We start from the raw sequence: 21,027 nt of genomic DNA, 5'->3' as shown, positions 1-21,027 counted from the left end.
ACGACTCGGTCCTAAACCGCTGCCACCGACTTCAGACGAGCCGCTTTGGCCTCTTGGCGTTCGGCTTGTCGCTGGTTAATGTGCTCGAGGTCGTCGCGCGGCGTGGCGTTGATGAGCTTGCGTGTGTATTCTTCTTTCGGGTCGGCGTAGATCGCTTCGGCGGGGCCGAACTCGACGATCTTTCCTTCGTTCATCACGGCCATCATGTCGGCCATGAATTTGACCACGCTCAGGTCGTGGCTGATGAAGATGTACGTCAGGCCCCGTTTCTCTTGCAGGTCTTTCAGTAGATTCAGCACTTGGGCCTGAACCGATACGTCGAGTGCCGAGACCGATTCGTCGCAGACGAGGAATTCGGGCTCGACTGCCAGGGCCCGGGCGATACAGATACGCTGCCGCTGACCGCCGGAGAACTCGTGCGGGTAACGGCGGAGGTGATCGGGGTTCATCCCGACTTCCTGCATGAGGTAGGCCGCACGGTCGCGCTGTTCCTGTTTCGTCTTGCCGATCTGCTGAATGACCATCGGCTCGCAGATGGCGGCTTCGATCGTCATACGTGGGTTCAAGCTGCCGTAGGGATCTTGGAAGATGATCTGGATCTTCTTCCGCATCTCACGCAGGGCGCGACCATGCAGACCGCGGACGTTCATCCCTTCGAACTCGACGACGCCATCGGTTGGTTCGATCAGCCGCAGGATGGCCCGACCGGTGGTCGTTTTACCACAGCCTGATTCACCGACCAGGCCCAAGGTCTGACCGCGATAGACATCGAAGTCGATCCCATCGACCGCTTTCACGTAGCCACTAACCCGCGAGAAGATGCCTTTGCGGATCGGGAAGTGAACTTTCAGGTCTCGCACCGAGAGGAGCGGTCGCTCGTTGTCGGCGACACACTTGGCATCGGGCGAGTGGGCATCTTCTTCCCAGGGGTGCCCCATCTGCTTCAGGGAAGGCTTGGGATGCAGAAGTCGCCCTCGTCCTGCGACCATCAGCTGATCGAACTTCTCTTGCGACATTTCCTTTTCGACGATCTCGATCCCGCTTTCGGTCGTCTTCGATTCCATGAAGTCGCTGACGGTCGGTAACCGGCGGTACTTCGTATCCAGGCGGGGACGGCAAGCAAGCAGACCCTTGGTGTACGGGTGCTTTGGATTCTCGAAGATCTGACGGATGTTGCCGTTTTCGACGATGTTACCGCGGTACATGACCAGTACGTGGTCGGCGATCTCGGCGATCACCCCCAGGTCGTGCGTGATGAACAGGATCGACATGCCCCGGCTGTCGCGCAGCTGGCGAAGGATGTCGAGGATTTGGGCCTGGATGGTGACGTCGAGGGCGGTCGTTGGTTCGTCGGCGATCAGCAGCTTGGGATTACAGCTGAGGGCCATCGCGATCATCACCCGCTGCTTCTGCCCGCCCGACATCTGGTGGGGGTAATAGTCGACGCGTTTGTGGGGATCGGGGATGCCCACTTCTTCGAACAGTTGAATCGTTCGCTCGCGGGCTTCCTTCTTGCTGAGATCCTGATGCAGGCGAATCGCTTCCATGACCTGCGAACCGACCGTGAAGACCGGGTTCAGCGACGTCATAGGTTCCTGGAAGATCATGCTGATGTCTTTGCCGCGGATCTTCCGCATCGCTGGATCGGGAAGTCGAACGAGATCGGTTCCCAGAAACGAGATCGTACCGTCTTCGATCTTCGCACTACGGGCAAGTAGCTGCATGATCGACAGGGACGTGACCGACTTGCCGGAGCCAGACTCACCGACGATGCCTAGTGTTTCTCCTTCTTCGAGTTGAAAGGAGATACCATCCACGGCCTTGACGGTTTCCTCGCCATGGAAGTAGGTCCGCAGGTTGTCGACTTTGAGCAGGGTTTTGGTCATGGTCGGATTGGACAAGGGAGTTAAGCGTCACGGGTACGTGGGTCGGTGGCTTCCTGGATGCCTTCACCGATCAAGTTGTAAGCCAACACGGTGGTGAAAATTGCCAAGCCAGGAAAGAAGCTAAGCCACCACATCGAGCGGATTTGATCTTGGCCCTCTTTCAGGACACGCCCCCAGGTAGGAGTTTGAGAGTCCGCCCCGATACCTAAAAAGCTGAGGGCACTTTCCGTAAAAATTGCGGCAGCGATACCGAAACTGATCGGAACGAGAATGGGTGCCAGGGCATTTCGCAGAATGTGTACGAACATGATTCGAAACGGACCTGCGCCCATGGCTTTGGCGGCGGCAACATATTCGATCTGTCGAATCTTTAAAAACTCGGCTCGAGTCAGCCGTGCAATGCCTGTCCAGCCGGTCAAGCCAATGACTAGCACGACCTGCCAGATACTGGGTGACACGACAACCGCCAAGAGCGCGATGACTAGGATCAATGTAGGCACACAGAGGACTACTTCGATGAATCGCGAAAGGACGAAATCGATCCAGCCACCGAAATAGCCTGATACGGCCCCAATCACGATGCCGATTACTGACGCGATCCCCATAGAGACAAAGCCGACCAGCAAAGCGATCCGTGTACCATGAACCAGTTGGGCGAAAACATCCACTCCAACGCTGCTGGTACCAAAGAAGTTTTGGGAGCTGGGAGTTCCTTCCGTGCTGATCGGATTCCCTTTCCTTCCCTCGAACCAGTCATCCCCAACGCGTTCGATTGGGTCTTGTCGAATGAGGGGCCAAACGGCCCAACTGTCAGGATCGTTCTTTTTCAGGTTGGCTTCGTAGCGATTGTTGAAGTAATCGCCGGTCGTAAAGATGGCGTTCTCCCACGAAGGGTGGAAGTAACCCATCGCCGGAAAGTAGATGTTGCCTTTGTAGTAACAGATGATCGGCTTGGTGCCGACGATCGCCGGTGAAAAGATGGCCACCAGACCTAGGAAAATAACGTAGTACAACGCCGCCATCGCAAAAAAACGACGACGATAGTAGCGCCAGCTAGTTGCCCAGAAACCCTGCGACGAAGGTGATTTCGCCGGTGATTTGGCTGTCTCTTGAATAGCACTCATGTTTAAGAATAGGTGATCCGAGGGTCAACAATGGCGTACAAGATGTCTGCCAGCAATTGCCCGATAAGTGTCATTACGGAAAACATCAGGACAAGACCCATAATGACGGGATAGTCACGCTGGCCGATCTTCTCGATAAACAGTTTGCCGATTCCGTCCCATTGATAGATATGCTCTAGGATGACAGAGCCGGCGAGTAGTGCGGGTAGGGTTAGCCCAATCAAAGTAACTAATGGAATGAGAGAATTGCGGAATGCATGTTTGACGAGAACTTTCGTTGGGCTGACACCTTTGGCGCGGGCCGTGCGAACATAATCTTGCTGAATGGCCTCAAGCATGTTGGCTTTGATGAATCGCGTGTAATAAGCAAGCGATCCATACGTGAGGCAAACGATTGGCAAGAAGATGTGTTTGAGGATGTCCCAGGCTTTGCCAAACGAGCCGAGCTCGTTGTAGTACTCGCTGGTCATTCCGCTTAAGGGAAGCCAACCTAGTTTCACCGCAAAGAGCAGGTTGAGGTAAATAGCCGCGACGAATGTGGGTAACGCGTAAAGCACGTACAGTGAGATACTGAGGACGCGTTCACCGGTCGTGGCATTCTTCGCCGTCGAAAAGAGCCCCATCGGAATACACATCAGATAGGTTAACAGCAGCGAAGTCACCGTCAGCAACAGCGTGTTGGGAAGTCGCGTAGCGATGATAGTCGTGACGCGGCGTCGATCGGAAAAGTTGATGCCCCGTCCGAGGTCCCCTTGTGCGAGGTTTGACAACCAGTAGCCGTAACCTACGATCCAGTGCTTATCGAGATGGTACTGCTTCTCGATCTCTTTCTGCTGGCGATCGTCCAGAATGTTCCGAGCGCCGGCGTTCTCACTCAGAATAGTCAACGGGGTACCGGGCATGTTACGGATCAGCCCGTACACCAAGCAGGTCACCGCCAGGATGGTAAAGAATCCGATGAATATGCGGCGAGCAATATAGGTCAGCATGCCACCAAGGCTCCTGGTTGGCCGGAAGAACGAGCGTAGGAAAAGTTTGGGTTTGGCACGTTATTGAGCTTTGGCTTTCCAAACGGAACTTGATCCTGGCTGGTAAAACCAGGGACCAGTTGGGCTAAACCGATAACCTCGCATGTTCTTATTAAACCCATATAGTTCGGCGCGGTAGTAAATCCAGGTATAGGGCTGATCCTCGTAGAGAATCTTGGCAATCTCCTGGTAGTGCTTGGTCCGTTTTTCGTGGTCAAGCTCGCGTAGACCCAGGTCGAACAGCTCATCGACCTTCTTGTTGGAGTATTGCCCATAGTTTCGAGAAGAACCGGTGCCGTAAATATTCACATTCGAGAATGGATCGCCACCCGATCCCCAGCCAGCCATGAGGGCATCAAAAGTGTGTTGGCGAGCCTTGTCTTGCATGACAGTCCATTCGTATTGACGTGGTTCGCACTTGATACCCAGTTTTCCAAAGTCTCGCGCAAACTGGGCAGCCATTAACTCGGAAACAGGGCTGGGAGGGTGCATCAATTGGAAGGCGAACGAGACCTTCTTTCCGTCCACTTTCTTGTCGAGGATTCCATCAGCGTCGGTATCCTTCCATCCGGCCTCTTCCAAAAGCTCGCGTGCTTTTTCGAGGTCTTGGGTAAATAACGGCAAAGATGGATCAGGAGAAAACCATGCATCTGGGTGGAATGGGCCACTCGCTTGCGGATGAATTCCTTTAAGCACGCCGTTGATGATGGCATCGTAGTCGATGGCGTAACTCATGGCCCGTCGTGTGCGGGCGTCATCGAAGTAGGGCGTTCCGATATTCCAGGTAATATGCCCTTCGCTCCACGAAGATGTTTTTACCTTGATATTCTTCTCGAAGAACTCATCGGTATTTGCCTCCGTATCCCATTTAGTCGCCGAGATCTCCGAATCGTCTAGCTTACCGGCGGTCAGAGCGAGCAGGGCCTGGGTCGGGTTTTCGATGATTTCGATTCGGATCTTGGCAAAGTAGGGTTTCTCTCGCACCTCCTTGCCGTTGTGCATATAGAAGTCTTCACGGCGTTCAAGTGCTATCCGTTGGTTACGATCGCGCTGCGTGACTTTATAGGGGCCACCGACAATCGGGGTCTGTTCTTGTTCTAGGAAGAAATTGCTGTCGGTGAGCGAAGGATCTTCGGCAATTGCTGGCTCGTAAGCGTGCTTGGGAACGATCGGAAATTCCAACTTCATATCGTTCACGGGGCTGGATAGCTCGTGGAAGACAACGAATGTCCGGTCGTCGTAGGCTTTGATCAATTTGACATGCTCAAGCGAACTGGGAAGCGCTGGAAACATCGTCAGCAATTTCGGGTGATGAAGGACCTTGAACGTAAACTCCCAGTCATGGGCTGTGATTGGTTGGCCATCGGACCAAACGATATCGTCGCGGAGCACAACTTTTTGAATTGTGTTGTCTTCATTCGATTGCCATGACTTGATGAACCGACCATCTCCAATCGACTCGATATCAATATTAGAAGTGACGGCCTGAGCGGAAGTCAGATAGACGTAGAAAAAGTCACCTACTGAGCTCATGCGAAGTGGATTCAGGCTGTTGACATCCCCGCCTTCGTGGTGAACCCAAGTCGCGTTCATGTCTGCAGGTGTTTCATCGGAAGGTTGAACTTCCATAGCCGCCAGGATCCTTTCGTAGTCTTCGTCCGACTTCGGACGAATTTCCAAGGCTTCTTGCGGAGTTACTGGCGGTTTGTAGTCCGCCATCTCTTGCCGCAGGTGAGGAAGCGGTGCCACGACAGGCTTGTCGGTCCAGGTTATCGAGCTATCCAATTCTTCGAGGGTCGCAGGCGGAACGAATTCCGGGAAAGGAAGACCTTCGTCGAAGTTGAAGTCTTTGATTGCTTGTTCTAGTTCTTCAGGCGAGAGGTCCGAGGAACCTCCGGTGCAACCAGCCAAGGGGGCCAGAATGGCGAGAAACAAGAAGAGATGGATGCCCAGGGCGCCGCGGATGTTTGTCATTACGCAACCTCTTAACGAGACGGCACCATGAGGCAATCCACCGCTAGCAAAGCTGTGTGCTGACCCAATTGATGCAATTTTCCTAATCAATCCCCTTGGAATCGTAAACGTATCAAAAAAACGGGTCAATAACGGCTCACCGCGGGATCACTGCTGGCCACCGCTGCTGTCATGGCTGTCTCTATGCACTTTTTGGGGGGAATCGACGGCTAGCGTATCGACTCGGGGCAAAATTTGCCGTTTGGCGCGATTTTGCTGATTTTGTCGGTCTCCTTGCCCGATCTTTCCAAATGAAGGATGAGACTTGATTGCGCTCGCGCTGGGTTCTCATCAACTGCCGATCGCGAGCAAACGTTATGTCATTGGTATGAGATTGAAGATGTCGACTACCCCCAAAACTCATTGGTTGTTGCTGATAGCCACTACCCTGCTGATCACCGGAGCCCCCAGCTTCGCGTATGCTCAGGCCACGCAACCGCAATGGATCTGGGCCCCGCAGCACCAAAAGGATCAGGTTCCTGCGAGCAGTTGCTTCTTTCGCAAGAGCATCAACATCTCGCAAATGACAGGTGGTCAAATCATGATCACTGCGGACGACGAATACGAGTTGTGGATAAACGGAAAAAAAATCGCAGAAGATAATAACTGGCGAAATCGGCGACAATTCGATATTTCGAACCACCTGACGATCGGCGACAATGTTTTCGCCGTTCAAGTCCGCAACACCCAGGGCAACGCCGCCGGGCTGTTGGCTGAGATTACGATCTTTGGCTCGAACAATCAGAAGGTGAGCTTTCCCTCGAACTCGTCGTGGAAATCGGACCTGCGTCCCTTCCCGCTATGGCAGTCGACGTTCTACAGCGATTCGCGTTGGCAGCGAGCTCAAGAACTGGGGCCAGCCAACGGAACAACCCCCTGGAATGTTGGCCAACCGCAGGTAGCCGCCAACACCAAGAGTGGTCCTCCGGTTCCACCGGAACCTTCGTTTGCCGAAAAGCCACGTCCTTCGCAGCGTCCGATCGAAGCGAAGCCTATCTCGACTGCTAAGAAGCCTCAGGAAACTCAGCCAGAGGTGGTGTCGACTCCACAAGAGACCGCACCGACGGCAGAGTCGCGCTTCCGAATTTTGCCAGGCTTCGCCATTCAGGAAGTGATCTCGGCAGAGAAGACGGGCGCGCTGATCTCGATGACATTCAACGAATTCGGCAACATCATCGCTTCGAAAGAAGGGGGCGATCTGATGCTGATCTACGATTCCAACGATGATGGGGTTGTCGATACGCAGCGTGTGTACAACGACACGATCAAGAACGTGCAAGGTATCCTGCCGCTCAACGGCGAGGTGTTCGTCGTCGGGGAAGGCTCGGAAGGGACTGGCCTGTATAAGCTGAGCGATACGGACGGCGACGGTGACGTGGAAGAGGTTGCCACGCTGTTCAAGTTCAACGGAGCGATCGGCGAACACGGCCCACACGGCTTGGCCTTGGGTCCCGACGGGCTGATCTACCTGGTGGCTGGTAACGACACGAAGCTCGACTCCGATGTTGATGAGAAGAGTCCTCATCGACACTTCTACGAAGGGGACCTGGTCCCACGGTTTGAAGATCCAGGCGGCCATGCCGTAGGTGTGAAAGCCCCAGGCGGGATGGTTTTGCGTACCGATATTGAAGGGCAGAAGGTCGAGATCGTTGCTGGCGGTATCCGCAATGCGTACGACCTGGCGTTCAATCGCAACGGCGACTTGTTTATTCACGATAGTGACATGGAATGGGACGAAGGCCTGGTATGGCACCGTCCGACCCGCATCTACCAGGTTTCGCCTGGTGCTGATTTCGGTTGGCGTAGCGGCTGGGCGAAGTGGCCGAACTACTATCCTGACTGCGTTCCACCGATCCTGGAGACCGGAGCCGGTTCTCCCACGGGGTTGGTTGTCTACGATCACTTCAAATACCCAGCCAAATATCAGAATCGCCTGTTTGTTACCGACTGGGCCAATGGTCGGATCAGCACGGTTTCGCTGACCCCAGAAGGGGCCGGTTATGTTGCCAAGAGCGAAGCTTTGCTCGAAGGCAAGCCGATGAACGTGACCGACTTGGAAGTTGGCCCGGATGGTTGGGTCTACTTCACCACTGGTGGCCGCGGCACCGAAGGGGGCCTCTACCGTATTGTCTACAAGGGAGATATCCCTGAAGGAAGCGATGACCTAGGCAAAGGTATCGCCCAGGCCATTCGGCATCCACAGCCGCAAAGTGCTTGGGGACGACAGAAGATCGCCGAGATCCAGTCCGACTTGGGCGACTTATGGAATCCGCAAATCCAAGGGGTTGCGATTGCGAAAGAGAACCCTTCGTACTATCGCACGCGAGCTTTGGATTTGATGCAGCTGTATGGTCCGACTCCGACGCAGAGCATGCTGTTAGAGCTTACCGAGGACGATAATGCCGAAGTTTGCCAGAAAGCGATCACGCTGCTGGTAAATTACCCAGGCAACGAATCGACCGAGCGTTTGCGAGAACTGCTGAAGCACAAGAGCCCAGCGGTTCGCCGCGAGGCCTGCGAAACGTTGTGTGAGATTCGCGGTACAGTTACGTACGAAGAACTGCGGCCATTGTTGTCTGCTTCCGATCGACGCGAAGCGTATGCCGCTCGCCGTCTGCTTGAGAATCAGCCGGTTGAGAATTGGATTGAAGATGCTTTGATCGCGGACTCCGCGACGTTGTTCAACTCGGCCAGCATCGCAGCGCTCGTGTCGCAGCCTTCGCACGATGTCGCCTTGAAGATTGCATTGAATGCTCAGAAGCGTTTGGACGACTATTTAAGCGATGAAGAGTTCCTGTCGATCCTGCGTGTCATTCAGTTGGCGATCGACCGTGGCAGCCTTAACGAAAGTGACGTACCGGGTTTAGCACCGCGGTTGGCCAGTGAATTCCCTGCTGCGGATCATAAGATGAATCGTGAACTGATCCGCACGCTGGCACACTTCCGTGTATCGGATATCACCGACCGCTATATCGCCCATCTTGATAGTAAGATTCCGGCGGCAGAGCGATTGAATTTGGCCATGCATATGTCGTTCATCGAAGAAGGATGGACGAGCGAGCAGAAGCTGAAGTTGCTGGGACACCTGGAAAGCGGTTTGAAGATCGAAGGTGGTGAAGGGCTTCGCGGTTACATCGAAACGAGCACCAAGCAGTTTGTGAAGTGCTTGACTCCCGAAGAGCAGTATGTTGCGTTGACCTTGGGGCACATGTGGCCCAATGCGGCCCTGGCAGTTCTGTTTGAATTGCCGGAGCACCCCAACGAACAAGTTCTCGCAACACTCCGCATGATCGATGAAGAACTCATCGGCAACGAGACCACCGTCGCGACTCGTATGCGTAAGGGGATCGTCGCGATTCTGGCTGGCAACGGCACGCCCGAGAATATGGCATATCTGCGAAAAGCGTTTGATCGTGAACCGGAACGCCGCGCATCGATCGCTTTCGGTCTGGCCCAGCAACCCGAAGGAAAGAACTTCGCGTACCTGGTCAAAGCGATTCCTGTCCTTGAAGGGGATTTCGCGACCAACGTAGTTCAGAAGCTAACCCAAGGAACGCAAACCGAGAACGATCCGGAAACGATTCGACAACTCATTCTGCTGGGACTTCGTTCGGACGATACCTGCAAGCAAGCCGTCAATCAGCTTCTGGTGAAATGGACCGGCGAGTCTGTGGCATCGCCGGCCGATCCATTCGAGAAGCAGATCAAGTCGTGGCAAACGTGGTTTACCGAAAGCTATCCGGATCTGCCGGAAGCGAAGTTGGTCGACAACAAGGCCAGCAACTGGGACCTGAAAGAACTGCTCGAGTTCCTGGGCAACGACGAATACCACGGCGGCGACGCAACCTCAGGGGCATTGATCTTCAAGAAGGCTCAGTGCGCTGCCTGTCACCGCATGGGGGGGGCCGGCGAAGCGATCGGGCCTGACCTGACTGACATCGCCCGACGTTTCCAGAAGAAGCAGATCCTGGAATCGATTCTGTTCCCATCGCACGTGATCTCCGATCAGTACGTGACCAAGCAGATTTTGACGGTCGACGGCAAGATCTTGTCGGGGTTGGTTTCAACGAGCCCGAGCGGGGATTACGTTGTCATTGACAGCCAGGGTAATAAGACCGAAGTACCTCAGGCAGACGTCGACGAACTATCGCCATCGAAGACCAGCATCATGCCTAGCGGCCTGCTGGATCAGCTGACTGCTGAAGAGATTGGTGACCTGATGACGTACCTGAAAGCGAACAAAGCTTCGTCCAAGACCCAGGTCGCCACTCAGCCAACCGGTACTTCGGTTCGCTAGTGGAAGCTACGCGAAGTCTCGGTACGCCGGTTCGATGGAGCCGGCGTTGATACAATCGAGCAAGATTCTCAAGCGACCCAAGTTGCGGCGATTGAATGTAAACACGAGTCGGGACATCTCTTCCAGTTCCGGCTCGTCTTCTTCTGGTAGTGGGTCGCCAACTTCAAAAGTGCCCTCGCTAAGGATGTCGCGGAATTCCGTTTGAATGGAACTTAGCAGCGACTGGTCAATCGGTGTAACGGTACGGATGACCAGCTTTTTTCGGACATACCGCATGCTGTGGTACACCTTGTAAAACTGCTCGATCTCGCCGACCGCTTCGTCGATCTGATCGGTTACCTTGTACAGCGCGAAGTCTTCCGGCGAAATCATGCCGCTCTCGTGCAGGGCCGTACGAATGAAGACGTCGAGCGACTTCCAGTAGTTGCCGCCTGGAGCATCCAGCAGAACGATTGGAAAGAGATCGCGTTTGCCGGTCTGTACCAGCGTGAGCACTTCAAAGGCTTCGTCGAGTGTGCCAAACCCACCTGGCAGACAGACTACGGCGTCGCACTCCTTCACAAACATCAGTTTGCGTGTGAAGAAGTATTTCATGTTCACGAGTTTTTCGTCGCCATGAATCACAGGATTGGCTTGTTGCTCGAAGGGGAGCATGATATTCAAGCCCATCGAGTTGTTACGCCCTGCACCACGATGCCCTGCCTCCATAATGCCACTTCCGGCACCGGTGATCACCAGCCAATCGTCTTTGGCCATCTGCTGAGCGAAGTCGGCAGCCGTTTGATAGGTGGGGTGATCCGGCAGAGTTCGTGCAGAGCCAAAGATGGTGACTTTGCGTTTACCTCGAAACGGTGTGAAGACTTTAAACGCGTAGCGTAGTTCTTTCAGCGAACGCGATAGTAGCTTGAGATCACCGCGGGTTGCGGCATCGCGTTGCAGTTTGTCCGCAGTCTGGCGGATCTGATCGAGAAGGTTCTTAATCTCAATCTCACGGCGTTCATCCTTGTCCGACGAGATATCCTCCGCATCCGTTTCTTCAAATCGACTCAACGCTCCATCTCCTTCTCGAGAGAATTCCCACTTCGGTTAACCGAAAGTCAACGGAAACCCGTACTTACTTACCCACTGCGGGAAGGGCACCCGTGCGAATAATAGCATATCCCTCTGAAGGCAAGGATGGTTATGGGTGGTATCCAAGTATACAATTGTTTCGAAATCAGTGCGGAAATATTTAAAAAGTTCAGGGGTTGTTGTTACGGAGATTGACCGATAAACTACCCAAATGAGTGTTTTTTGTTAATTCTCCGGTTTTGCGTTTGACACTCATAGCCGCGGAAATCTACCACATTCCGACTGACGAATTGTTTCCAATTCAAGTCAAAAAAAACAACAACCAGTAGTTCCGGTTTGCGCCATTAGGCGATTCAACGTAATGGTTAACATCCTGCGCCAGAAAGACATCACGATACTCGACTTCGGGCCAGAGTATGTCAATCTGGACGAAGCCAGTCTGGGTAACGTCGTCCAGCAGATTGTGGAAGTGGCCAAGCACACTTCCCCTCCTCTGGTTGTCATCGATCTTTCGAATACCGAATCGATCGGTTCGTTCTTTATCCAGTTTCTGATTCGTATCTGGAAGCTGATCAAGAAACGTGGAGGAAGACTGGTCATCGCTGGGCTCAGCGATGAATGCTTGAACGTCTTGAAGCGTTCGAAGATTGAATCGCTTTGGCAGCGTTATCCTACCCGCGAAGCGGCGGCCGAAGCGCTAAAGGTTGAAGAATAAAGTCGACTCGTGTGGTTCACTTAACTTCGCCGCCGCGGTTCTTCTTTTCGCGAATGTATACCGCTCGACTGGCTTGATATTCTTCCGCGCTGGGAAGTTCGTCAGCTTCAGCCTTTTGTTGGTTCTCGAAGATTCTCTCAAGGAACGGCCGACACCAACCACATCCGGTTCCCGCGCCTCCACATTCAGAGAGTTGAGAGGCTCGGCGTGGCTTTTCAATACGACAAAAGTTCTGCACTTTGCGTTTGGTCACGTGGAAACACAAGCACAGTTCGTCATCGGGATTCATTCGACGGCATCCTTTCCAGATGCGATTTGAAGCGCGACTTCGCAGGCCGTGTAGAATTGTTGAATGTCCAGCATCTCACTTGTCATATGCTGGTTGTGTTGACCACACCCCAGGGACACCGCAGGTATTCCGTGTCGATAGAGCCAGTTGGCATCGAGCCCACCGTTGGCAATCGCATGAAACGGACTGATCCCCAACCCGTTGAGGACCTTGCTTGCGACCTGGACACTTGGTGTCTCTGCTGAAATTACAAAGGGTTCGTAATTTAGATCTCCATCAAACTCGACTTTCGCCATCTGGTTTGAGTTGTTTTGTACCTCGGCGGCCGCTTGTTGGAATGCTTGATGGAAGTGGTCAACAAGTTTTTCAATCGTCTCCTTCTGGTGGCTACGAACTTCGGCTCGAAGTTGCACATGATCCGCAACAACGTTCGTTGCGTTGCCACCATGAATGACGCCGATGTTGCTTGTCCCGTTCAGTTCTCCTTGCGAGATCTTTCCGAGTAACCCCTGTGCGTGTAGCTTGCTGATCGCAAGGCCGGCAACGGTGATCGCGCTGACCCCTTTCTCGGGGGCGACTCCCGCATGACTGGCCACGCCGTGAATATCAATCGTCATACGGTACCCTCCGATGGCACCAATGGTAAGCTTGGCCGGATCTCCCCCGTCCCAATTGAACGCCAGTTCCGGATTACCGAGCTTGTCGACTTCCAGGTTTCTCGCTCCTTGCAGACCGATCTCTTCCTGAACGGAAAAGAGCAGAGTCAAAGGCCCATGCGGTATCTTTTGAGCCAGAAGTTCGGTTACGGCGAACAGCACGGTGGCGACGCCTGCTCGGTCATCGGCCCCCAGGCCGGTATGAGCATCCTGAGGGACCAGCATGTCATCTTGCAGTTTCGGACGCGAGCCGACACAGATCGGAACGGTATCCATGTGGGCCATCAACAAGCGACGCTGTCCTGGGCGACTTCCCGGGAGAGAGACAATCAGATTGCCGGTGGTGCTATGCGGAACAGGACAATGTTTATGTGCAGAATCGTGCGTGATGGCTTCGTCCTGTACGCCAACGGCTAGAAGTTCGCGGCGAACTCGTGCGGCGACCTCGGCTTCCTCTCCACTGACGCCAGGGATTGCCATGAGGTCTTGAACAAGCCTGAGGGCGCGGTCTTTTTGCGAGGGGGTTAGCATGGTGTACTACTTGAGGAAGATGGTCATCGGGGCAGCGAAAACCATCATACCACATCTAGTACCCTAGGCATCCTCATGGGTTTCGTTCCGCTGAACGAACTGCAACTCGGGATGAACGAGCCCTTCGTTGACGGCGAAAATGAGCATCTCGTTGATTGTTTGGACCTGCAGTTTCGATTTCAGATCGCCCACCGTCTTGTTGACGGTGCGTTCACTTATATCCAAGGCTTCTGCAATCTCGGATTGTGTGCGACCGAGGGACAATTCACGGAGCACGCCGACTTCTCGATCGGTTAGCGTTGCCAGGCGGGACGAGGGGATGCCGTCTTCCCGTTCGACCAATCGCTTGTCGAGCTCTGGTGAAAAATAAGTGTTACCAGCAGCCACGTGACGAATCGCAAACGCGAGATTGCGTAGCGATTCCGAGTGCTTGGAAACGATTCCGGCTGCGCCCACTTCCAGGCAGCGGTCCAGGTAGTTGTCTTTGGGGAACCCTGTGTAGAACAGGACCTTGGCTTGCCCTCGACTTACTTTGGTGATTTGCTTACATGCCAGGAATGGGTCGAGGCCGTGCATGTGGATGTCCATGAGGACAACATCGGGATTGGTCGACTCAACCATGGCTAGGGCCGCTTGCGCATGCGTCGTCTGTCCGATGATCTGAATCGATTCGTCGGAATCAAGAACGCGTGCTACGGCGCGCATAATCGCGTCGTCGTCGTCAACGACCAATACGCGAGGGTAGGAAGGTTTCGGGTTGCTCTTGGCAAGCATCATCAGACTACCCCTGAATCTACAAGCTGAAAATTCATTGATTGTCGCCCATCTTTCGCGCGAACTTATTCCGTGGGTGCGCAGCACTCGTGCCGGGAGAAAAATGCTCCAAGCAAGTATAGGACCCTTTTGGGAGAGTTGCGGTTGTTCCGCAAAACGTTTCAAAAAGCGCAAAACTGAGAAGCTTTGCTTTTCGAAGTCTATCTTGGCAGTTTTGTTTGACCGATGCGTGCCATGACATATGAAAGAAATAGAGGTTGCTGCCCCTAAGTGCGACTGCGCACTTGAAGACCTCTGCGATCGCACTGGATTGCCATGCGCATTCCCTACGATCGTTACATCTGTCTCGATATTCGTGTAGTCAGAGATGTCAGAGTTTACATTGATCCACTTACTTCTTTGCGTGACGTTCTTCGGAATCGGATTCATCGCGTCTCAATGGCTGCGATATCCGGCGAAGCAGGAAGATAAGAATTTAGAGACGGCGTCCGACGGCATTTCCGCGACTACAGAGGACAATTCAGCGGATAGTTCCTTGCAACACGAGGTTGATCCGCAGCAAGATCAAGTGGCGGTAGCGGAAGCGATCAGCGAAGTGGTTGACCGTGTTCGCAGTTTGGCCGATGGTGTACGTACGGAAGTCCACGAACACTCCCAATCGGTCGAACAGCTCAACCACGATCTGCTTGCGTCGGCAAACGTTTCCGATCCTGAAGCGGCGTCTCGCATTATCTTGCGTTTGATCGATGCCAATCGACATCTCGATTCGCGACTAAATCTGGCCGAGGCACGTCTCCAGGAACAATCGCAGTTACTGCGGTCGCACCGCGTGGAAGCTCGCACCGATGCATTGACGGGCCTTCCCAATCGTCGTGTCTTCGACGAAGAGATTGAACGCCTGTTTGAGGAAAAACGGAATGCGCGGCGTGCCTCGTCTCTAATCATGGTCGATATCGATCACTTCAAAGACTTCAACGACCGTCATGGACATCAAGCAGGCGACCTCTGCTTAAAGAAAGTTGGCGAAGAGATTCGCCAGACGGTGCGAGGTATCGGTGGAATCGTCATGCGATATGGTGGTGAAGAGTTTGCCGTGCTCTTGCCTGGCACAGAAATGTTCGATGCCAAGGTTGCCGCGCAGCGTCTCAATCGAAATATCGAACGCTTGATTGTCGATTTCGAACAGAAAGAACTGACTGTCACGGCAAGTCTTGGTGTCGCTGAAATCGATCGCGATAGCGAGGCCGCTGAATGGCTGGGACGCGCCGACCGGGCCTTATACGCAGCCAAGCGAGAGGGACGTAACCGTGGTTGTTGGCACGATGGACAAGCCAGCCATGCGATCGTGCGGCGAAATGCGGATCCTGTAGCCGAGGTAGATGAACGAAGTAGCGCGATTGCAAGACGCGAAGCTTTCAATCGTGATGTGAATCGACGACTGGCGCTCTTTCATCGTAAGAGGCAACCACTCTCGCTGATTGTCGCGAGCATTGACCAGATTGATAACAAGCCGGTAGAAGATCACCCCGACTTCATCGCGATTCAGCACGCGGTGATGCAGGTCTTCGGAGCGATACTGCGGGACATGGATCATGTCTGTCAATTGGCAGACAACCAGTTCGGAGCGCTGCTGCCGGCGGCAGATGGTCAGGAGGCGGCGATCGTTGCCGAGCGAACTCGTGACGCGATCTCGCGTTTGAACCTGAAAACGCCAACCGATGTGATTCGCATTTCGATTTCGTGCGGCGTCTCTCACGCGTTGGAAGGAGATGAAGCTGAACACATGCTTTCGCGAAGCGAGTCGGCTCTCGGATATGCTCAAAGCAAGAATGGGAATGCCGTTTACTTACTGCGTCATGAAATGGATTGGGAGTCGCCGCTACGTATCACGCCAGAAGTCGTGATAGCAAGCGGATAAAATCTTTCTTTCCGTCGAATTCTTTTCAAGAAAGCGGGGTTGATCCGTTTTCTGAAAACCAATAATTTACCGCCTCACACGGACGACATGCCCTCGCTGCGGAGCAATGAGGCTGTCATCCGGACTTGCGTATCCAAGAGATGTTTCCTGCATAAGAAGAGCCATTTTACGGGTTTTTCGCGGATCGTGAGCTGGATGTTTGACACGGATGTCGAGCAGGCTGGCTTGATAACTCTTCGATAATGCAACCGAAAGAATCGGCTCGTTTCGACAGGATGTCGATTCCCTGAACCGACCAATCGCTCCCGGAGAAGAACGGAATCCTTTGCCCCCCTGGGATCCGAGCTTTCCGGGGGCCTTTTTTATTTCGAACCAAACGAATAGCATCGTTGGTCTCTGGATGACTTCCCGCACTGATTTGCGGTGAGTGAACGTTAGCAATGGATCGCGATCTCGCACTAACGTCAACCGTTCGATCCCCCTTCAACCATGGTCAGCAATTTATTTCGCTTCGCGCTCGGCGGCATTCTGCTCTGTCAGCTTGCATTGGCAGCACCAGTCTATGCGCAGGCTATTCCAGGCGTTACCCCAGAAGCGGGGACAACGGACAAACCGCCTGAGCCACCAGCGATCGATCCCAAGTTGCTTCTGAAGCAGGGAAATCCCCAGGTAGCCGTTCGTACGTTTCTCGAGGCGATGCAGAATGGCGACTACGACACGGCTCTGGCATGCATGGATTTCAGCGAACGAACAGGAATCCCCAAGCAGTCCAAGCAGGACCTGGCTTACGAATTGTATCAGTTGCTTTCGACCTTATGGAGCATCGATCCTGCGTTGGTTCCCACGCAGACCGAGGCCGAGCAGTTGGAGGTAGCCGTTTTTGGTGATGGAGACGGACGAGTTCATCCAGATCAGCGAGACGATGCCGATAAAATGACGCTGACGAAAGGGCCTCAAGGGCTCTGGAGCTTCAGCGCGAAAACGGTCGCGGCGATTGGTGACCTGGCAAAGAAATACACGCCGGACATTGAAGCGGAAGAAAAACGAAACGAAGGCAGCGGAAGTAGTGTTCCTAAGCCAAAGCCAACTTTCGCTCTCTGGCTGGAATCCCAGGTTCCGCCATTCTATCGGGAAGAGCATTTCGTTCTTCCCACGTATCAATGGATATGTTTGCTGGCCCTTATCGTTGCGGGTTACCTGGTGGATGTTGTCGTACAGTGGATCTTACGCTTTATTCGCCGCGTACGATTTGCCAAGACGGCACAAGATGAGGACCTGCGTGAAGCCTTTGAAAAGGCCTGGACCCCGATCGGTCTAACGGCCATGGCGCTGACCTGGTATTACGGTCTGTGGCTCTTTCGATTGCCTGACTTGTTCCGAGCGATCATTATCTACGGCGTGCAGCTATTCGGCATCGTCGCAGGCACATGGTTCATCTTTCGAATCATCGATCTGGTTATAGTGCACTTGATTCATGCCGCGGCGAAGCGAGGAAAAAAGTACGACGATCTTCTTCTGCCTGCGGTCAGCAAAACGCTCAAGACATTTACTGTCTGTATTGGCATTTTGATCTTTGCGGAATCGTTTTCGCTGCCGATTGTTGGTCTGTTGGGCTCGTTAGGCATCGGCGGTATCGCCATCGCCTTGGCGGCCAAGGAAACGCTGAGCAACGTCTTTGGCTCGTTGACGGTTATGGTCGATCGCCCCTTTGAGATTGGCGACTGGATCATCACCGAGGGGGTGGAAGGCACGGTCGAAACAATGGGGATGCGAAGTACTAAAATTCGCACGTTCGACAATAGTTTGGTAACGTTACCCAACAGCTTATTAATCACGGCCAAGGTCGATAACATGGGGCGGCGAACGTTCCGCCGCGTGAAGACGATGGTGTCGGTGCAGTACGATACCACACCAGAACAGATCGACGCGTTTTGCGAAGGGATCCGAGAGTTAATCCGACGGCAGCCTTACACGCGAAAAGACTACTACCAGGTTTATCTCAATCAGTTTGCCACCAGTTCGCTTGACATTCTGGTGAACCTCTACTTCGACTGCAACGACTGGAGCATCGAACTGCGTGAACGCCATCGCTTGTTCGTCGATATCGTTCGCCTGGCGAAAAGGTTGGGCGTACAGTTCGCGTTTCCCACGCAGACGATTCATCTCTACAAGGAAGAACCTCAGGCATTTACCGGAGCCGAAGAGTTGCCTGAAGAAGCAGGGCGTCGAGCTGCCGCAGAGATTGCCGGTCCCTTGCCAATGCCTAACGAACGCCGTGGATTGGTCGATTTCCCAGGCCCGCATCAGTACGAAGACATTGATTCCCGCCGCCGGAAAAAATGATCGTTGTCGCTACGACGGCTTCTCGCATAAAGCAATCCAGCCGCTGGCCCGCCATTTGCCGAAAAACCAAGGATGAGAAAGCTCGGCCTGGCGATCCATTCTTAGCGGGACCAGTCGAGACACGTTGAAGTTGCTCGACTTAAGTGCATTGGAAAACTCGCTGCGACTAAATACATGCAGGAAAAAATTCGGGATTCCGCGATAACGATAGTACTTGTCGCCACGCTCCATTCCTCGGGTAAACTTCGCTCGGACTAAGTGAGTCGCGAGCCAGATCGCCCCGTCTGGTTCGAAGAAATTGAACCAGAAATTATGGACGTGCACGACGAACTTTCCGCCCGGCTTGAGGATGCGATGCACGTGGTCGAGGAACTGCTTTCGGTACGCTGCTCCTTTGATCATCCCCAGCGTGCTGAACATGCAAATGGCGTGGTCGATCGATTGGTCTGCAATCGCTTCGAGTTCGACAAGGTTAGCTTGAAGGCACTGGATATCGAGGCCTTCCTGTTGAGCCTTTTCGGCAACGATACGCAGCATTTCCTCGGAAAGGTCGACGGCAAGGCCTTGGTTGCCGCGACGCACGAGTGGAATCAGTGCTCGAGCGGTACCGCAGCCCAGGTCCGCCACAAGACCTATTGCTGGAATAAAGTCGGCCACAACCTGTTCGTCAAATTGAAAGTCGCTGCCGAAGGCTATGTCTTCATCGTAGCCATCAGCGATCGCTGCCGACTCGATGTAGTCTAGCGAGCCTCTTGTAACACCGGTGGGAAGTTGCCAGGAAGGCTTGGAAGAGGATGAACTCATGAAATGCAGGTGACTGTCTAGAGACGATGGGTGCGACTGGCTATTTTAGAAACAAAACTCACCAGTCGATGTCGTCTTCCGAGTGTGGATGACCTGGGCGACCGTGCGGGGGGTGATGATGCGGCGGTGGCTGACGATCGCGATGGTTTTTCAGTTTTTTCACTTGCAGACGCAACTGGCGAACTTCCTCTCGAAGCTCGTGCAGCACTTCGATGACCGATTGATCTTCCGGGATTTGTTTGTTGTCAGGTTGGGCATCGTCGTCAACAGGCAGGTCGCGCTCGATGTCGTCAAGAAGGCATTCCAAAGGATGGCGATGCTGCAGCGGATGACGACGTCCCGGAGGATGATCAAGATGCTGATGTGGGTGACGGGGATGAAGTGGCGGAAGGTGGCGTGGTGGTAGCGTCGCTGAAAGTCCCTCACTATCTACGGCTTTACTGGCAGCGGCTTCGATGTCTTCGGCATTGGCTTGCGAAGCCGATTCTGGCAACAAGATTGCCGAGATAGCCCACAGCAACAGGGGAATGACCATCAAGACAAGACCGGCTGGCCACGACCGCTCTCCTGCTTGAGGAGTGGAGATTCCAAGGATTTGACGTACCCGACCAAGCAACTGTCTTTGACCGTCTCCTAGGTAGTGCGCGGCCAGCATTCCACTAGAGTGATCGAGTTGCCAGGAAGCGACCTGCTCTAGTGATTTGGCATAATTGAGACGATGCCCCAGTGCTTCAATCGCCATTTCATCGCAGCAGACTTCGCGTTCACGTCGAATTTCTGTCGAGATCCACCAAACCACGGGATGGTAGAAAAAGATGGTCTCTGCGACACGTTGGAGGAAGTTAATCCATAAGTCTTGACGGCGAATATGCGCCAATTCATGCGATAGGACTGCTTCCAGGATCTCCGGCGAAATCTCGGTCATCCATGCCGCCGGCAGAAGCACCATCGGACGAAGCAGACCAACAGTCATTGCCTGACTGATGCGACGCGAGAATGCCATCGGCGGCAGTTGCAACACGTTCAAGCGAGAAGCCAAATCGGCATAACGCACGAGAAGATCCGAATCGACGGAAATCAGGCCAGCGCGTCGAAGCCAAACCGTGCCCAAGTAGCTGACGCAAAGCCGAAAGCCCAGGACGATTACGCCGGCAGTCCAGATCAGCATGAGGTAGGGTTGGATTTGTACCATGAGAAAGGCCACGCTCGAAAGCGAGTCGCCCGCGTCTTCACGTGCTTCGAGAAGCAGATCTTGAGTAGCGTTTACTTCCTCTGCCGCGACAATCGCTTCAGTTTCTCTTGTCGGTTGTAGGGCAATCTCTGGTACGGAAACTTCTTCCGTAAGAAATTCCATCCGCGAGATGGTTGGCATATCGCGGACGTCGAGCAGTCCAAAGGTAATGGCCGGACAAAGAAGGATCAGGAGCAATGTGACCAAGGCACCGCAGTATCGAGTTTGCGGCGAGCGGAATGGAGTGAGCGTGCTAATCAGCCGCCAGACACAGTAAAGAACCGTCGCTTGCCAAACAAAGTGCAGCAAGACAAAGGTCAGTTTCATCCCTAAGGGGCTCTGCAGCA

Annotated in this window: 14 protein-coding genes; 4 read left to right on the top strand and 10 right to left on the bottom strand. The window is 53.8% G+C overall.

Going from position 1 to position 21,027, the window contains the following annotated elements; genetic code table 11:
• Nucleotides 1–11: 11 nt before the first annotated feature.
• Genes C5Y96_RS09185 through C5Y96_RS09170 form a run of 4 tightly spaced genes read right to left on the bottom strand, consistent with a single transcriptional unit; the run spans nt 12 to nt 6,012 of the window.
• Nucleotides 12–1,886 (bottom strand): ABC transporter ATP-binding protein, encoded by a 1,875-nt coding sequence (locus tag C5Y96_RS09185; protein ID WP_105352315.1) that lies wholly within the window; start codon nt 1,884–1,886, stop codon nt 12–14.
• Nucleotides 1,887–1,906: 20 nt separating this feature from the next.
• Nucleotides 1,907–3,010: an ABC transporter permease gene (locus C5Y96_RS09180; protein ID WP_233198891.1), complete on the bottom strand. Its 1,104-nt coding sequence runs from the start codon at nt 3,008–3,010 to the stop codon at nt 1,907–1,909.
• Nucleotides 3,011–3,012: 2 nt separating this feature from the next.
• Complete coding sequence (locus C5Y96_RS09175) at nt 3,013–3,999, bottom strand: ABC transporter permease (RefSeq protein ID WP_105352313.1); 987 nt, start codon at nt 3,997–3,999, stop codon at nt 3,013–3,015.
• Nucleotides 4,000–4,059: 60 nt separating this feature from the next.
• Entirely contained in the window at nt 4,060–6,012 is a 1,953-nt protein-coding gene (locus C5Y96_RS09170) for an ABC transporter substrate-binding protein (protein WP_105352310.1), read from the bottom strand.
• 379 nt (nt 6,013–6,391) lie between these two features.
• Between C5Y96_RS09170 and C5Y96_RS09165 the strand changes: the two genes are divergently transcribed.
• Complete coding sequence (locus C5Y96_RS09165) at nt 6,392–10,348, top strand: HEAT repeat domain-containing protein (RefSeq protein WP_158261153.1); 3,957 nt, start codon at nt 6,392–6,394, stop codon at nt 10,346–10,348.
• A gap of 6 nt (nt 10,349–10,354) precedes the next feature.
• On the opposite strand, the gene C5Y96_RS09160 is transcribed toward C5Y96_RS09165, so the two are convergent.
• Nucleotides 10,355–11,398 carry a TIGR00730 family Rossman fold protein gene (locus C5Y96_RS09160; protein WP_105352305.1) on the bottom strand — a complete coding sequence of 348 codons (1,044 nt, stop codon included), beginning with the start codon at nt 11,396–11,398 and terminating at the stop codon, nt 10,355–10,357.
• Between the two features lie 382 nt (nt 11,399–11,780).
• Here C5Y96_RS09160 and C5Y96_RS09155 point away from each other — a divergent pair, with 382 nt between their 5' ends.
• On the top strand, nt 11,781–12,134 hold the full coding sequence (locus C5Y96_RS09155; RefSeq protein ID WP_105352303.1) for an STAS domain-containing protein: 354 nt from the start codon (nt 11,781–11,783) through the stop codon (nt 12,132–12,134).
• A gap of 16 nt (nt 12,135–12,150) precedes the next feature.
• On the opposite strand, the gene C5Y96_RS09150 is transcribed toward C5Y96_RS09155, so the two are convergent.
• From C5Y96_RS09150 to C5Y96_RS09140, 3 genes are all read right to left on the bottom strand, one after another.
• A complete protein-coding gene (locus C5Y96_RS09150) occupies nt 12,151–12,423 on the bottom strand; it encodes a (2Fe-2S)-binding protein (protein WP_105352300.1) in 273 nt (90 codons plus the stop codon).
• Nucleotides 12,420–13,559, bottom strand: a complete 1,140-nt coding sequence (locus C5Y96_RS09145; RefSeq protein ID WP_233198890.1) for a M20/M25/M40 family metallo-hydrolase — start codon at nt 13,557–13,559, stop codon at nt 12,420–12,422. The genes C5Y96_RS09150 and C5Y96_RS09145 overlap by 4 nt, the downstream gene beginning before the upstream one ends.
• Before the next feature lie 114 nt (nt 13,560–13,673).
• Nucleotides 13,674–14,387: a response regulator transcription factor gene (locus C5Y96_RS09140; RefSeq protein ID WP_105352295.1), complete on the bottom strand. Its 714-nt coding sequence runs from the start codon at nt 14,385–14,387 to the stop codon at nt 13,674–13,676.
• A gap of 364 nt (nt 14,388–14,751) precedes the next feature.
• Between C5Y96_RS09140 and C5Y96_RS09135 the strand changes: the two genes are divergently transcribed.
• Both C5Y96_RS09135 and C5Y96_RS09130 read left to right on the top strand, forming a co-directional pair.
• Entirely contained in the window at nt 14,752–16,302 is a 1,551-nt protein-coding gene (locus C5Y96_RS09135; RefSeq protein WP_105352292.1) for a diguanylate cyclase, read from the top strand.
• A gap of 489 nt (nt 16,303–16,791) precedes the next feature.
• Complete coding sequence (locus tag C5Y96_RS09130) at nt 16,792–18,645, top strand: mechanosensitive ion channel family protein (protein ID WP_105352290.1); 1,854 nt, start codon at nt 16,792–16,794, stop codon at nt 18,643–18,645.
• A gap of 9 nt (nt 18,646–18,654) precedes the next feature.
• Here the strand turns inward: C5Y96_RS09130 and C5Y96_RS09125 are convergent, their stop codons facing one another.
• On the bottom strand, nt 18,655–19,449 hold the full coding sequence (locus C5Y96_RS09125; RefSeq protein WP_105352287.1) for a class I SAM-dependent methyltransferase: 795 nt from the start codon (nt 19,447–19,449) through the stop codon (nt 18,655–18,657).
• Nucleotides 19,450–19,507: 58 nt separating this feature from the next.
• Nucleotides 19,508–21,007 (bottom strand): M56 family metallopeptidase, encoded by a 1,500-nt coding sequence (locus tag C5Y96_RS09120; RefSeq protein WP_158261152.1) that lies wholly within the window; start codon nt 21,005–21,007, stop codon nt 19,508–19,510.
• Nucleotides 21,008–21,027 lie beyond the last annotated feature (20 nt).

Source organism: Blastopirellula marina (assembly GCF_002967715.1).
GTDB classification, from domain to species: domain Bacteria; phylum Planctomycetota; class Planctomycetia; order Pirellulales; family Pirellulaceae; genus Bremerella; species Bremerella marina_B.
This window is presented reverse-complemented; position numbering and strand designations above follow the sequence as displayed.